Genomic DNA, 13,904 nt, shown 5'->3' with positions numbered 1-13,904 from the left:
CGTGACTTCCGTCCTATTGACGCCCCTCGCGGGGCTTGGGAAACCGGGGGCAGGAGGACCGCCATGACATTGCCTGCATCAATCGACGAAGTTCAGGAAACGCTGGGCGCCACAGGCTATGTCTGTGGCCGGGCGTTGGCCACCGTCGTGTTCCTGTCGCTGCGCCTTGGCCGGCCCCTGTTCCTCGAGGGCGAGGCCGGGGTCGGCAAGACCGAGATCGCCAAGGCGCTGTCCGCTGCGCTGGGTCGGCGGCTGATCCGGTTGCAATGCTACGAGGGGCTGGATGCCTCCAGCGCGGTCTACGAATGGAATTTTCCGGCCCAGATGATCGCCATCCGCACCGCCGAGGCACAGGGTAGTGCTGACCGCGACGTGCTGAACCGCGAACTTTTCGGCCCGGACTTCCTGATCGAACGGCCCCTGTTGCAGGCGATGCGCCCGGATGAGAATGGCGCGCCGATCCTCTTGATCGACGAACTGGACCGCACCGACGAACCCTTCGAAGCCTTCCTGCTGGAGGCGCTCAGCGATTTCCAGGTGACCATCCCCGAAATCGGCACCATCGCCGCACCGGAGCCGCCCATCGTCATCTTGACCTCGAACCGTACGCGCGAGGTGCATGACGCGCTCAAGCGGCGCTGCCTGTATCACTGGGTCGACTACCCCGGCTTCGACCGCGAGGTGGAAATCCTGAACGCCCGCGAACCGGATGTCTCCGAGACACTGAGCCGCGAGATCGTGGCCTTTGTGCAATCCCTGCGGACCGAAGACATCTTCAAGAAGCCGGGGGTGGCGGAAACCATCGACTGGGCGAAATGCCTGCTGGCGCTGGACGTGGTGGACCTGTCGCCAGAGGTGATCAGCGACACCCTGGGTGCGATCCTGAAATACCAGGACGACATTGCCAAGATCGAGGGCGGCGAGGCGAAACGCATCCTGGACGAGGCCAAGGCCACCATCGAGGCGGCGTGACCGCAGGGCCTAGTCGCCGGGTGGCGGGGCCGGTTCCGGGTCATCCGGCGCGGGCTGCTTGGCCCTGAGGGCGACCAGGGGCGGAACGACGATCACGAGTGTCAGGGCGGCGGCGGCCACGAGAAAGACGACCAGCATGAGGGTGAAATAATTATCGACGAAAAGGGCGGTCAGACTGCGGGCGTCGAAGAGAAGCAGCGCCTCCGGCGCGGTTTTCGAGGCGGTATAGTAGAACTCCAGCGGCACGCCCTTTGCCGCCGGGGTCTGACGTACCGAAAGCGCAACCACGGCGCCGGGCACCAGGTTGGCCCTGATCGTGGCCTCGCGCGGGCTGGCTTCGAGCGTGACATTCGTGGGCGAGACCGGGGGCGTCCGGTCAATCACGGCAAAGGTGCCGGAGGGGTGTGCCATGAGACAGTCCTCGCGCCCATCGGTGCAGGCGATTTCGAACCGGGCATCCGCCACCACCTGCGCCAGCGAGACGTTCTTGAGCCGCAGTTTGGCGGTGCCGTCTGTGGACTGGCCGAAATGATAGGTCACGACCGGCTGGCTGCGAATCTCCGCGATGACGGTCGAGATGTAGAAACCGATGACCGACAGGATGACCGCGAGGATGGCCGGCGCCTGTTGCGAGGTAAAAAGGTTCATCGAACGTCTCCTGACAGGGCCCGGTCCCCGCGGGCCGAGGCTATCACCGCAACGTCGCCTTGTCTTGGGCGGACAGACAGCGAAGAGACCCGCCATGCCTGAATACCTGCCGCTCGAAATCCCGGAAAATCCGCGCCTGGCGCAGAACATCATCCATTTCGCGCGCGCGCTGCGGCGGGCGGGCCTGCCCGTGGGGCCGGGACGGGTGATCGACGCCATCCGCGCGGTCGAGGCCGCAGGCTTTACCGAGCGGATGGATTTCTACTGGACCCTGCATGCCTGTTTCGTGAACCGGCCCGAACATCGGACGGTCTTTGCCCAGATCTTTCGCCTCTACTGGCGTGATCCGCGCTTCCTGGAACACATGATGTCGATGATGCTGCCCGCCATCCGCGGCGTGCAGGAAGATCGCTCTGCCGTCGCTGCCGAGAAACGGGCGGCGCAGGCTCTGTTGGCCGACCAGATGCCCGAGACCTCCGTTCAGGACGAGGAAGAAGAGGAAGGCACCCAGATCGAGGTTGACGCCTCGATGACCATGTCTGCCGAGGAAAAGCTGCGCAGCCTCGATTTCGAACAGATGTCGACAGAGGAAATCGCCCAGGCCAAGCGGATGCTGGCGCGGCTGACCCTGCCCGTGAAACCGATCGAGAGCCGCCGCCTGATGGGATCGCACCTTGGCCACCGGATGGATGCGCGCAAGACGATCCGCGACGCGCTGCGCAAGGGGGGAGAGATCCAGTCCATCGCCCGTGCCAAGCGGCGCCCGCGCTGGCCGAACCTTGTGGTGCTTTGCGATATTTCCGGCTCGATGAGCCAATATTCCCGCATGGTACTGCATTTCCTGCACGCGGTGGCGAATGAAAAGGGGCAAGGCTGGGCCAAGGTCCACGCCTTCACCTTCGGCACGCGGCTGACCAATATCACCCGGCACCTGGCCACCCGCGACGTGGACGCGGCGCTGAAGGCGGCCGGCGCCGAGGCGCAGGACTGGGAGGGCGGCACGCGGATCGGCGCCTGCCTGCACGACTTCAACCGCGACTGGTCGCGGCGGGTTATGGGGCAAGGGGCGGTGGTACTGGTCATCACCGACGGGCTGGATCGCGACGATGCGGGCGCGCTGGCGAAGGAGATGGAACGGCTGCATCTCTCGGCGCGGCGCCTGATCTGGCTGAATCCGCTGTTGCGCTGGGACGGGTTCGCGCCCAAGGCGACCGGCATCCGGGCCATGCTGCCCCATGTGGACAGTTTCCGCGCCGGCCATTCCATCGCCTCGCTGGAGGACCTGGCCGAGGCGATCTCGCGGCCCGACGACCTGGGCGAGAAGGCGCGACTGATGAAGCTGCTCTAGGCGGGTTGCCGCCTGTCCTTGCGATCCGGGGGAACCCGGGACCGGGCATCGTGCGTTTCCTGTCCAAGCCCCGTGTGGGCGCAAGGAAAGGAGACTGCCATGACCCCCATTCGCAACGCCACGGCGCTGGCCGGAGCGCTGACGCTCGTCTTTGGAGGGAGCGCGATGGCGCAGGGGCAGGACGGTGCCAATGCCACCAAAGGTCTGCCCCCGGCGCAATTGGAACTGCTGAGCGGTATCTGCCAGGTCGGTGGCAATCTGCCGGACGGTCTGACCTGCGAGGATGTGGCCGCAGCCCTGCAAGACAAGGACGGCGGCAAGGACAAGTCGGATCAGGCCGACGCGGACCGGGCGGCTGACCCAGCCGATGCACTGAAACCGGCCCAGCCCGCGCCGCCCGAGACGGCCGACGTCCCAAAGGCGCCTGAAGCGGCAGAACCGGCCGAGACGCCGGAGCCCGAGGTTGCAGAGCCGGCGGACACACCGGAACCCGAGGCCCCGGAAACCGCGGATGTGCCGAAAGACCCGGCCCCCGAGGCAACAGAACCGCCCGAAACAGCCGATCCCGGCGATGTCCTGGTGCCCGAAGAACCCGAGACGCCAGAGGCCGCGCCCGAGGCCGCGGAAACGCCAAGGGACCCGGCCCCCGAGGCGCAGGATCCGCCCGAGGCCGCCGAGGCGGCGCCCGCCCCGGAGCGGCGTGATCCGCAGGCCCAGGTCGATGCCCTGCGCCGCCTGCTGGAAGGTCCTCCCGCCGCGGCGGCTGCCAATCCGCGTGACGATGGCGAATTGGTCGAGGAAAAGGTCGACGAGGACGATGTGCGTCGCTCGGACGAGGATTTCCGCACCGGGCTGGACGGCACGGTGAAACCGGGCGCCGAGGCGCGCAAGGACGGGGATGACGACGACGGGCTAGAACCCTGGGCCAAGGCGGCCCTGCTGGGTCTTGGCGCCGTGGCCCTGTCCGAGATCCTCGACGAGGACGATCGCGTGGTTTCGAACTCGGGTGACCGGGTGGTCGTCGAGCAGGACGGCCAGTTCCGCGTCCTGCGCAACGACGACGTCCTGCTGCGCCGCCCCGGGGCCGAGGTCGAGACGCGCCGGTTCGACGATGGATCGACCCGCACGCGTGTCCGCTACGAGGACGGCTCTGTGGTCGAGACCATCCGTGCCGCCGACGGTCGCGTCCTGCGCCGCGTGCGCAGCTTGCCCGACGGTACCGAGGTGGTTCTCTTCGATGACACCGAGGCCAGTCCCAGGGTGGAGGTAAGCGAACTGCCCCGGGTGACCGAGCGCAATCGCATCGACTATCGCGACACCTCGGCGGATTCGCTGGCGCGGGCACTGGCGGCGACCGGGGCCGATGGCGTGAACCGCAGCTTCTCGCTGGCACAGGTGCGCAACATCGACGCCGTGCGTCACCTCGTCCCCGAGATCACCGTGGACACGATCAACTTTGAGACGAACTCGGCGGCGATCCGTCCCGAAGAGGCACAGGCGTTGGCGGCACTGGGCGAGGCCATGCGCCGGGCCATCGCGGATAACCCCGGCGAGGTCTTTCTGATCGAGGGACACACCGATGCCGTGGGCAGCTTTGCCTATAATCTGGCGCTGTCGGATCGCCGGGCGGAATCCGTGGCCCTGGCCCTGACCGAGTATTTCGCCGTGCCGCCTGAGAACCTGGTCCTGCAGGGCTATGGCGAGGGCGACCTGCTGGTGCGCACGGATGAGGCGGAACGCGCCAATCGCCGCGCGGCCGTTCGTCGGATCACGCCGCTGCTGTCGGCGCGCTGATCCGCATACCGCACCCAAGTCAGGACCCCCGGCAGAGCCTCTGCCGGGGGTCTTTTGTTGCGGGTCTGGAATACCTCCGTTGTTCGAAAGCGCCGGACGCGGTTTCATGACGCCACGTCACCAGACCCGCTGCCGGGAGTATTTTTTCCATCGCTGGCCGCCCCGCCGGGCAGGGCCGCGCATTCGGTGCAGGGACTGGTTCGACAAAGACTTTGTGTCCGTCCACGCCTTTGCTGGAAAGGAATTGCCGAATGAAACGCCTCCTCCTCGCCTCGGCTGCGCTTGGCCTGCTGTCGGTGATCTTTGCCGGACCTGCTGCGGCCCAGAATTTCGACCTCAAACAGCTGTGCAATCCCGCGCTGGGTATCAAGTGCGGCACTGGCAGCGGCACCGTCCGCGGGGTGCCGCAGGTCAAGAAGACGCCCCAGGCGATCGTGCAGCCGCCGAAAAAGACCGTGCGCACCCCGAAAAAGACCATCCGGGTGCCGCAGGTCATCGTGACCCCGCAACAGAAAAAGCGCCCGGCGCAGGTCGTCATCCCCAAGCAGGTGAAGCCGAAGGTGCGGGTGCCCGACGTCCAGATCGTGCGCCCGAAGGGCAAGACGCCGACGATCCGCGTGCCCATCGGGGTCATTGCACCAGGCGTCAAGGTGCCGGACGTCAAGATCGCCGTCCCGCCCAAGACCCGCCAGCCGGGCATCAAGGTCGCGCCCGGTGGCAAGGTCAAGGTCAAGCCCGGTGCGGTGGACCTTGACGCGCTGCGCAAGCAACTGGCCAAGGACATCGTCGGCGGCAAGCCCTCCGGCGGGGTCAAGATCGTGACGCGCCCGGGCAAGACCGTGCGCCTGCCGGTCGGCCGCATCGACCTTGGGTCCAGTCAGCGGCAGGCCGATATCGTGGCCCTGCGCGATGTGGCCAAGGTGGCTGCCGCCGTCGGCATCGCAGCCGGTGCGGTCAAGGTGCTGGACCGGACGCTGACCCCCGAGGACGTGCGTCGTTCGTCCGAGGATTTCGACAAGGTGGCCCGCCAGATCGGCATCCGGACCGGTACGCTGGATTTCCGAAGCGTGGATCTGGGCAAGGTCCTGCAGAACGGCGACCGCGTCATCACCAACAGCGGTGACCGCATGGTGGTGCAGAACAACGGCGTCATGCGCGTGTTGCGCAACGACGACGTTCTGTTGAACCGCCCGGGCACCAATGTGCAGACCTTTCAGTACAAGGACGGGTCCACCCGCAACGTGATGCTCTACCAGGATGGCAGCCAGGTCGAGACGGTGCGCGCACCGGACGGGCGCGTGCTGCGCCGGTCCTCCATCGCGCCGGACGGGACCGAGGTCGTGCTGTTTGACGACACTCAGCAAAGCGACCAGGTCGTCGTCACCAACCTGCCAGAGGTCAAGGGATCCAGCGTGGTCGCCTACCAGAGCGACAGCGACGTGAACGGGGCGCTGGGCGCCGAAACCACCGTCGACGCGGGGCGCCAGTTCTCGTTGGCGCAGGTGCGCGACATCGACGCCGTGCGCAAGATGGCACCGGGGATCAACATCGACACGATCCACTTTGCCTCGAACTCTGCCGCGATCCGTCCCGACGAGGCCGAGGAACTGGCGGCGCTGGGATATGCCATGCTGGAGGCGATCGCGCTGGACCCGGGCGAGGTCTTCCTGATCGAAGGGCACACGGATGCGCGCGGGCAGGAGGCCTATAACCTTGCCCTGTCGGATCGACGGGCTGAATCGGTCGCCCTGGCCCTGATCGAGTATTTCGGTGTGCCGCCAGAGAACCTGGTGCTGCAGGGCTATGGCGAAAGCGACCTGCTGGTCGTGACCGACCAGGCGGAACAGGCCAACCGCCGCGCCGCCGTCCGCCGGATCACCCCGCTTTTGACCGACACCTGATCCATTCCGATCCCCTGTTCAAAGCCCTTTCCTTGCGGAAGGGGCTTTGGCGCTGCCGGCTTTCCCTCATGGCCGATCGTGCTTCGACGGACGACATTTTGTCGCCTTTGACTTGCATCAACGCGATTCCCTGCAATTTCCTGCAGAGTTCTCCCGACCGATAGGGAGGCCGTCATGTCGTTCTGGAGAATCGTGAAGTCGTTCCTGAAAGGGTATGAAAAGGGTCAGGAGTTCGACGAGAAATACGACGCTTCCGGCAATGTTGCCGATTGGCTGTTCAAGAAGACCCACCCCGACGATCCGCGCAGCAAGGGCGAGGCCATCTACAAATATGGCGAGACCGAGATCCACGGTCCGCACACGCCCCAGACCTACGACAAGGCGCGGCTGACCCCAAAGAGCGGGCGCGACACAGCCGGGATGCAGGAAATGGTCGACGGGCCGGATGAGGCCGCCGGGGCGCGCAGGGTCGACCCGAGGCCGCCGGAAGGCCCCTATGTCTCGGCCACGGACGGGTTGCCGTCATCGACCATCACGCCCGTCGCGGACATGGACGCATCCGAAGGTTTGGAGCTTGCGGTCGATCCTGAGGCAGGAGGGGATGCGGATTTGCCCTCGTCGACGATCACCCCGGGTGCCGACCTGAACTACGGCATGGTCATGCGCGCGCTCAACGATGCCGGATACGACCTGGACCTTGATGATGTCGACGACGGCGGCGCAATGATCGCGGCCGCGAACCTGCGGGGCGGCGCGACGCCCTTCGGGCGCGGCGCCGTTTCCGGGCGCCAGCCGCTGGACCCACTCGTGGCCGAGGCTGTGTCCTGGGCCGCGTCCCAGCAGCGTGCGGAAGGCGTCTACGGAACCGCCGACCTGCTCGAACGGACCGAGCAGCGTATCCAGACCCTGATGACCGCGGGCGAGTTTCCCAGCGTGGATCAATTGCGCTCTCTCGGGGACATGCTGCGCGAAAATGGCCCCGATGCACAGAACCGGCTGCCCAATGACATGATCGACGCCGAGATGGCAAGGAGGCTCGGGCCCGGCCCGCTGATCCCGGCTGGACCCGAGGCCGATGACGCACCTGATGCGCCACAGCAGCCGGACGCGATGCCGAACTTCGAAGCGCCGCCCGACTTTTTCCGGAAGTGAGGAGCGCAGAGGATGAGCACACAGCGAACGCATGACACTGCCGACCTGTTGTTGGGCGCCCATGAATGCCTGATGGCCGATGACCTCGCCGGTGCGGATGCCGCCATTCAACAGGTCTTTCGCCGGGATCCTACGAACCTGAAGGCGCGGGCGCTCTTCGGCCTTTGCGCTGCGCGCGCCGGGGATCCGGAAACGGCCCGGCAGAATGCCGAGTGGGTGCTGGCCCAGGCGCCGGATGACGCGATTGCAGGGCGTACCCTGGATCTGTTGCGGCAGCGGACCGCGCCCGCGCAGTCGGCCGGACCGGTCCGCGCGGCGGGGGCGGCACGGCCCGCACCCAAGCACCAAAAGCCCTCTCGGACGGGGCCCGGCTGGCTGCGCAGCATCATTTTTGTCCTGCTGGGGGCGATGATCTTTCCGGTCCTTTTCATCGTTGCCGTCAATCTCACGAGCGAGTTGCACGGCGGTTACATCCGCGAAAGCGATATCGGCGGACTCATCCTTGTGCTGGTCGTGGTGGGCGGGGTGATTGGTCGCTGGCTGGCCGGACGGGGCCGCAGAGCTGCTCCCCGGGGGCAGGTGCGCACCGTCAAGCGCGCAGGGTCGGGATTTATCCGGGGGCTGTTTCGCACCATCCTCTGGCTGGCGCTGTTGGCGGGGGGCGCCTTTGCCGGCTGGTTCGTTGCTTCCGGAGGTGGCCGCGAACCGGATGCAGGTGTGATCGGTGCCATTGTCGGCCTGCTGATTTCCCAGGCGATCCAGGTCGTCCTCACGCCACGCCGTCGCTAGGACCGCCGCGATTGCAAGGAGCATTCTGAAATCCGCTTCTATTTGATCCCGCCTTGGTCTGGATCATCCGCAGATCTGGCAGTCCAATTTCAGGGCCACTCCATGGAAACGCCATGCCGTGGCCTTCCTTGGCGGCTTCGTCGTGCTCTGTGGCGCGCGTCTGTACCTAGGGGCATATGATGTCGAGGCTGGTTCAGACCGCGTTCAGCGGCCACATCATCCACGGGGCGGCGGTCTTCAGTCGATCAGAACGCCTTCGGTGACAAAGACCGCGCGATAGGTTTCCGGGCTGTCGTCGAAGTTCAGGGTTCCGCGCACGGTGACCTTTGTCGCCTCGGGAACGTCGGGCATGGGGCGCTTCATGCTGACTTCGAGCGAGGGGCCATATCCGTTCTGTCCGCAGAATGGACAATCGGCGGGGTCCGGCACCAGCAGGAAGGTCGAGACATAGGCCTGCGCCTCGACCGGGACGTAATAGCCCGTGACCTCGAAGTCCTGCGCCTGGGCGCGCAGAGCGTCCGGAATGGTCTTGGCCACGGACCACGAGGTCTCTGTCTCGGTCTCCTCGTACTCGATCGCGCTGATCAGGTCCCAGGGGTTGGCCTCGGCCGTACAGGGGGCGGACAGGCAGAGCGTGGCGGCGTGGAAGCCGGCGATGAGATTCATCATGGTCATGGGGCGGAAGATAGGCCATGTGCCGCGCCCACGCCATGCCGTTCACCCGCCGTAGCAGATGGTTTGGCAAAGAATTGCGCGTTGCCGCCTTTCATGACCCGGTTCGCCTTGTCTATAGCTTGGACAAGCTAGGAGGGTGAGGCAGGGCATGAAGGCATCGGAACTGACACGGCGGCAGGCGACGCGCACAATCGACGGGCTGTCCTTTCCGGTGATCCAGAGGATCGGCGACTATCACCTCGTGGACATGACCGTTTTCGAGGACGGGCTGATCGAGGCGCCGGACTTGATGGACCTGGCCATGTTCGAGGAGGACGTCCGCAGGGGGCGGGTCCGCACCTCGCTCCCGGATGGAGAGCCGTTGCGCCTGGGACGGGCTGGCCTGCTGGACCTGGAACAGGGGAGCTGGACCCTGACTTCCGATGCGCTGATCGCGCAGGTCTACGGCCTTTTGGCCGAACTCAATCCCGCCCTGGACAACCTGACGGACCTGCAAGGCAGTGCCAGCCATGTCGTTGACGGGCGGCTGCGCTGGAAACAGAACCGCACCCGTGGCGCGCCCTGGTGCGAGGCAGAGCCGGACAGCGACAGTGACCGGTATCCGGGCAAGTGGCTCTGGGCCTTCGAGAGACGCGCGGAGAGCATCGACCTGGTGCAGTTGATCCTGTTCCGGAACGATGCGCTGACGGTCACGGGCAGCGGCGGCACACGTGCCGTATCGCTTGAGGATTTCGAGGTGGAACTGGGGCAGGGCCGGTACGATTTCCCGCGCGAAGGCGACAGGGTGACGATACGGGGCCTTGGGTCTGCCACCTGCGCCTATGCAGCGCCGGGGCCCTGTTCGGGTGAGGCGCTGATCGGAGAATTGCGGGAAAGCGGGCGCGAACTGCGGGGAGAGCCGACGAGTTTCCATGTCTGCCGCGCGGCCGCGGACGCCTATTGGGCGGACCCCACAGAAGCAAACCTGGAAACACTGAGGCGGACCTACGAGGCCGTGCCGCCCCACTTGCGCCGTTACTGCGGAGACATGGACGAAAAGGACATCCCGATCCGCAAGCTGCTGTATGGCGATAGTGCGGTGTGAAGGTCCGCGCCCCGGGAATGGAGAGGTGTGGGCGGTGATCCTTCCCTGACGGAAAGGACACCTTTGCCCACCGTAACTTTCGCGATGGGACGCGAAAGTTACACCATCATCTCCTTGGTCGCGCTCAGGGTCACGTCGGGGTAGTCGCGCTCGATCCGGTCGATGTCCCATTGCAGGCGCGTCATGTAGACCACGTCGCCATCGTTGTCGTAGCTGATGTGCTGCTTGTTGGCGTTGATGAATTTCTCCACCGCCGCCTTTTCGCCCGTCACCCAGCGGGCGCTGGTGAACTGGGACGGATCGAACCGCACCGGCAGGCCGTATTCCATCTCGATCCGGCTGCCCAGCACCTCGAATTGCAGGGCCCCCACGACGCCGACGATGAAGCCCGAGCCGATCATCGGCTTGAACACCTTGGCCGCGCCTTCCTCGGCAAACTGGAACAAGGCCTTTTCCAGGTGCTTGGCCTTCATCGGGTCGCCTGCGCGCACGCCCTGCAGCAGTTCAGGTGCGAAGCTGGGGATACCCGAAACCTTGAGCATCTCGCCCTCGGTCAGTGTGTCGCCGATGCGCAACTGGCCGTGGTTGGGAATGCCGATGATGTCGCCGGCCCAGGCCTCTTCCGCCAGTTCACGGTCCGAAGCGAGGAAGAGAACGGGGTTGGAGATCGCCATCGGTTTCTTGGTGCGCACATGGGTCAGTTTCATCCCGCGGGTGAAATGCCCCGAGGCAAGCCGGACAAAGGCCACGCGGTCGCGGTGCTTGGGGTCCATGTTGGCCTGCACCTTGAAGACGAACCCGGCGACCTTCTTTTCCTCCGGCGCAATCTCGCGCGGGGTGGCGTTCTGGACCTGCGGTTCCGGACCGTAGGTGCCGATGCCGTCCATCAGTTCCTTGACCCCGAAAGAGTTGATCGCCGAGCCGAACCAGATCGGGGTCATGTGCCCCTCAAGCACCGACTGAGGGTCCAGCGCGGGCAGGAGTTCGCGCGCCATCTCGACCTCTTCGCGCAACTGTTCCAGCAGGTTGGCCGGGATATGTTCGTCCAGCCTCGGGTCGTCCAGCCCCTCCATCGCGATGCTTTCGGCCACCTTGTTGCGATCGGCACGGTCCATCAGTTCCAGCCGGTCGTTCAGCATGTCGTAACAGCCGAGGAAATCGCGCCCCATGCCGATGGGCCAGCTTGCGGGCGTCACGTCGATGGCCAGGTTCTCCTGGATCTCGTCGATGATCTCGAAAGTGTCGCGCGCCTCGCGGTCCATCTTGTTGCAGAAGGTCAGGATCGGCAGGTCGCGCAACCGGCAGACCTCGAACAGCTTGCGGGTCTGGCTTTCGACGCCCTTGGCCCCGTCGATCACCATCACCGCCGCGTCAACCGCCGTCAGCGTGCGATAGGTGTCCTCGGAAAAGTCCGAGTGGCCGGGCGTGTCCACCAGATTGAAGCGAAAGTTCCGGTCCTTGCTGGCAAAGTCGAAGGACATGGCCGAGGCCGAGACGGAAATGCCCCGGTCCTTCTCCATCTGCATGAAGTCCGACCGTGTGCGCCGCGCCTCGCCCTTGGCACGCACCTGTCCGGCCATCTGGATGGCGCCGCCATACAGCAGAAATTTCTCGGTCAGGGTCGTCTTGCCGGCATCCGGGTGCGAGATGATCGCAAAGGTGCGGCGGCGGGCGATTTCCGCGGGCAGATCGGGGCGGTTCGAGGGCGTGTCCAACATGGGGGCGGATATAGGCGAGGCGCGAGGCGGGGGCAATCGGGCGCGCGCGCCGGTGCCTGCGTTTTCCCACCAACTGGGCTCTGACCGGGTGCGCACCTTTGCCTCTTGCCATTTGGGGGCAGTCGGCGCGTCTCGTGTCATTTGCACTGCGACAAATTTTTCGGGGGGCTGATCGCCTCCGTTGCGGAAAGCGCCCGGGGCTCTAGCGCGGCAACGGAAAACCCGGATCAGTTCGGCATCTTGTCGCGACACCGGCCAAATGCAGCGCGAGGCCAAGCGTGACCCGGTGCCGGAACTGCAGCGATTTGTCTTGCTCCGATTACATTGACGTGTCAGTGTGAACGTATGGTGAACACCTGGGGGGGGTGACATGGATTTCAAGACAATTGCTCAGGAACTCGTCGCGGGGTGCCGCGAGGGGCGCGAACTGGAGAACCTCGACAAACTCTATGCCGCCGACGCCGTTTCGGTCGAGGCCATGACGATGCCGGGTGCCGACAGCGCCGAAACCCACGGGTTGGACGGGATCAAGGGCAAGCACGCCTGGTGGTCCGAGAATTTCGAGGTGGTCGAAGCGGTTGTCGACGGACCTTACGGCCACGGCGATAGCAGTTTCGCGGTCATCTTCGACATCAAGGCAAGGAACAAGGCCACGGGCGAAGTGGACCCCATGAAGGAGGTCGCGATCTACACCGTGGCCGGGGGCCGGATCGTGCGTGAGGAGTTCTACTACGACACCGGCGCCTAACCGCCGGACGACTTGCGCAGCACCTCGGCCGCGTCGGGGCGGGCCAGCAGTTGCTCCTCGACCTCCAGCGCCCGGGGATCGCTGCGGCGATGTCCGGGCAACAGGTCGGCAACTTCGAGGTCCTTGGGCAGGGCGGCGCGGGTGCGGGTGTCCACCAGCATGGATTCCGCAGCGATTCCTTCGGCATAGATGATCTGATGCGCGTCAAAGAGCATCTTGTAGTAGTCCACGAAACCGCCCTCGCGGCGGGCCACGGTGTCGCCGTTCACCAGGTGGCGCGCGCGGACCAGCAGTTCCGAGCGACCGGCGCCCAGGTTGTCGCGCCGCTGGTAGATGAAAAGCCGGTGATCGGGGGACACGAGCAAATCACGGGTGTTGTTCAACACGCCTTCGCGGATGCAGATCGGGGCAAAGGCGCCCACGGCGCGCACCGTCTGGTGGCCGATCCAGCGGATCGGCTGGGGGCCGTCGTCGCGGGTCAGGATGCGGTCGCCGACCGTCAGGTCTTCGACCGCGCGCTGTGCACCATTGGCAAGCGTGATCATGGTGCCGGCGGTGAAGGAAACGCAGGAAACCTGGGCATAGCGTTGCAGGGCGCCTTCTCGGTCCACGCCGACCAGCACATAGTCGGCCCGCGCGGTCATCGGCGCCAAGGGCATCAGGTAGACCTCTGCCGCATGGCCCTCGGCATCTGTTTCGACCAGCACAAGCGCCTCTGTCGTCTGGCCGTCGCCGGACATGAAGGTCACGCAACAATCCAGGTGCAGGTCGGCCCCGGCGGACCCCAAGACGCTATTGGCGGAGATGCGAAAAGGCGGTGTCGCCCCGGTGTCCACGCCCAGCGGTTTCAACGCCGCAAGCGGCGAGAGACGATAGATGTCGTCATGGACCAGTTCCTCGGCAAAGCAGATGGCATCGCCGAGGTTGGCACCGTTCACCACCCGCAGCGCATCGGCGCGGTAGACCTGCAGGCTGTGCGTGGCGCGGTCGGGATCGGTCTCAGGCATGGGTCCTTCGCAAGCGGATGGTCACTGGATAGACGCGGTCGGCCATTGTATGCCAGCACAATGTGTCT

Annotated in this window: 12 protein-coding genes; 8 read left to right on the top strand and 4 right to left on the bottom strand. The window is 65.5% G+C overall.

All coding sequences use genetic code 11. The features are described 5' to 3' along the window. The first annotated feature begins 63 nt into the window (after window positions 1-63). Window positions 64-972 (top strand): AAA family ATPase, encoded by a 909-nt coding sequence (locus ACQY5B_RS12515; protein ID WP_305968260.1) that lies wholly within the window; start codon window positions 64-66, stop codon window positions 970-972. A 9-nt stretch (window positions 973-981) separates the two neighbouring features. Here ACQY5B_RS12515 and ACQY5B_RS12510 read toward each other — a convergent pair whose 3' ends face one another. Beyond that, a complete protein-coding gene (locus ACQY5B_RS12510) occupies window positions 982-1,620 on the bottom strand; it encodes a hypothetical protein (RefSeq protein WP_420325025.1) in 639 nt (212 codons plus the stop codon). Window positions 1,621-1,714: 94 nt separating this feature from the next. Here ACQY5B_RS12510 and ACQY5B_RS12505 point away from each other — a divergent pair, with 94 nt between their 5' ends. The 5 genes from ACQY5B_RS12505 to ACQY5B_RS12485 all read left to right on the top strand — a co-directional run bounded on the left by ACQY5B_RS12505 (window position 1,715) and on the right by ACQY5B_RS12485 (window position 8,604). Beyond that, on the top strand, window positions 1,715-2,968 hold the full coding sequence (locus tag ACQY5B_RS12505; protein WP_420325026.1) for a vWA domain-containing protein: 1,254 nt from the start codon (window positions 1,715-1,717) through the stop codon (window positions 2,966-2,968). 99 nt (window positions 2,969-3,067) lie between these two features. Further along, on the top strand, window positions 3,068-4,762 hold the full coding sequence (locus tag ACQY5B_RS12500; RefSeq protein WP_420325027.1) for an OmpA family protein: 1,695 nt from the start codon (window positions 3,068-3,070) through the stop codon (window positions 4,760-4,762). 251 nt (window positions 4,763-5,013) lie between these two features. Next, window positions 5,014-6,663, top strand: a complete 1,650-nt coding sequence (locus ACQY5B_RS12495; RefSeq protein WP_420325028.1) for an OmpA family protein — start codon at window positions 5,014-5,016, stop codon at window positions 6,661-6,663. Between the two features lie 174 nt (window positions 6,664-6,837). After that, complete coding sequence (locus tag ACQY5B_RS12490; RefSeq protein WP_420325029.1) at window positions 6,838-7,815, top strand: hypothetical protein; 978 nt, start codon at window positions 6,838-6,840, stop codon at window positions 7,813-7,815. A 12-nt stretch (window positions 7,816-7,827) separates the two neighbouring features. Then, window positions 7,828-8,604 (top strand): tetratricopeptide repeat protein, encoded by a 777-nt coding sequence (locus ACQY5B_RS12485; RefSeq protein ID WP_420325030.1) that lies wholly within the window; start codon window positions 7,828-7,830, stop codon window positions 8,602-8,604. 237 nt (window positions 8,605-8,841) lie between these two features. On the opposite strand, the gene ACQY5B_RS12480 is transcribed toward ACQY5B_RS12485, so the two are convergent. After that, on the bottom strand, window positions 8,842-9,279 hold the full coding sequence (locus ACQY5B_RS12480) for a hypothetical protein (RefSeq protein WP_420325031.1): 438 nt from the start codon (window positions 9,277-9,279) through the stop codon (window positions 8,842-8,844). 148 nt (window positions 9,280-9,427) lie between these two features. Between ACQY5B_RS12480 and ACQY5B_RS12475 the strand changes: the two genes are divergently transcribed. Further along, complete coding sequence (locus ACQY5B_RS12475) at window positions 9,428-10,363, top strand: DUF7638 domain-containing protein (protein ID WP_420325032.1); 936 nt, start codon at window positions 9,428-9,430, stop codon at window positions 10,361-10,363. A gap of 98 nt (window positions 10,364-10,461) precedes the next feature. Here the strand turns inward: ACQY5B_RS12475 and ACQY5B_RS12470 are convergent, their stop codons facing one another. Next, window positions 10,462-12,081 carry a peptide chain release factor 3 gene (locus ACQY5B_RS12470; protein WP_420325033.1) on the bottom strand — a complete coding sequence of 540 codons (1,620 nt, stop codon included), beginning with the start codon at window positions 12,079-12,081 and terminating at the stop codon, window positions 10,462-10,464. A 370-nt stretch (window positions 12,082-12,451) separates the two neighbouring features. Between ACQY5B_RS12470 and ACQY5B_RS12465 the strand changes: the two genes are divergently transcribed. Then, window positions 12,452-12,829 carry a nuclear transport factor 2 family protein gene (locus ACQY5B_RS12465; RefSeq protein WP_420325034.1) on the top strand — a complete coding sequence of 126 codons (378 nt, stop codon included), beginning with the start codon at window positions 12,452-12,454 and terminating at the stop codon, window positions 12,827-12,829. Here ACQY5B_RS12465 and ACQY5B_RS12460 read toward each other — a convergent pair. Then, entirely contained in the window at window positions 12,826-13,836 is a 1,011-nt protein-coding gene (locus ACQY5B_RS12460) for a Hint domain-containing protein (RefSeq protein ID WP_420325035.1), read from the bottom strand. The two genes, ACQY5B_RS12465 and ACQY5B_RS12460, sit on opposite strands and share 4 nt — an antisense overlap. Window positions 13,837-13,904: the final 68 nt, after the last annotated feature.

This window comes from Antarctobacter sp. (assembly GCF_965277915.1).
In the GTDB taxonomy this organism is placed as follows: Bacteria; Pseudomonadota; Alphaproteobacteria; order Rhodobacterales; family Rhodobacteraceae; genus Antarctobacter.
The sequence above is the reverse complement of the archived record's forward strand: the minus strand, read 5'-3'. Positions and strand labels throughout refer to the sequence as shown.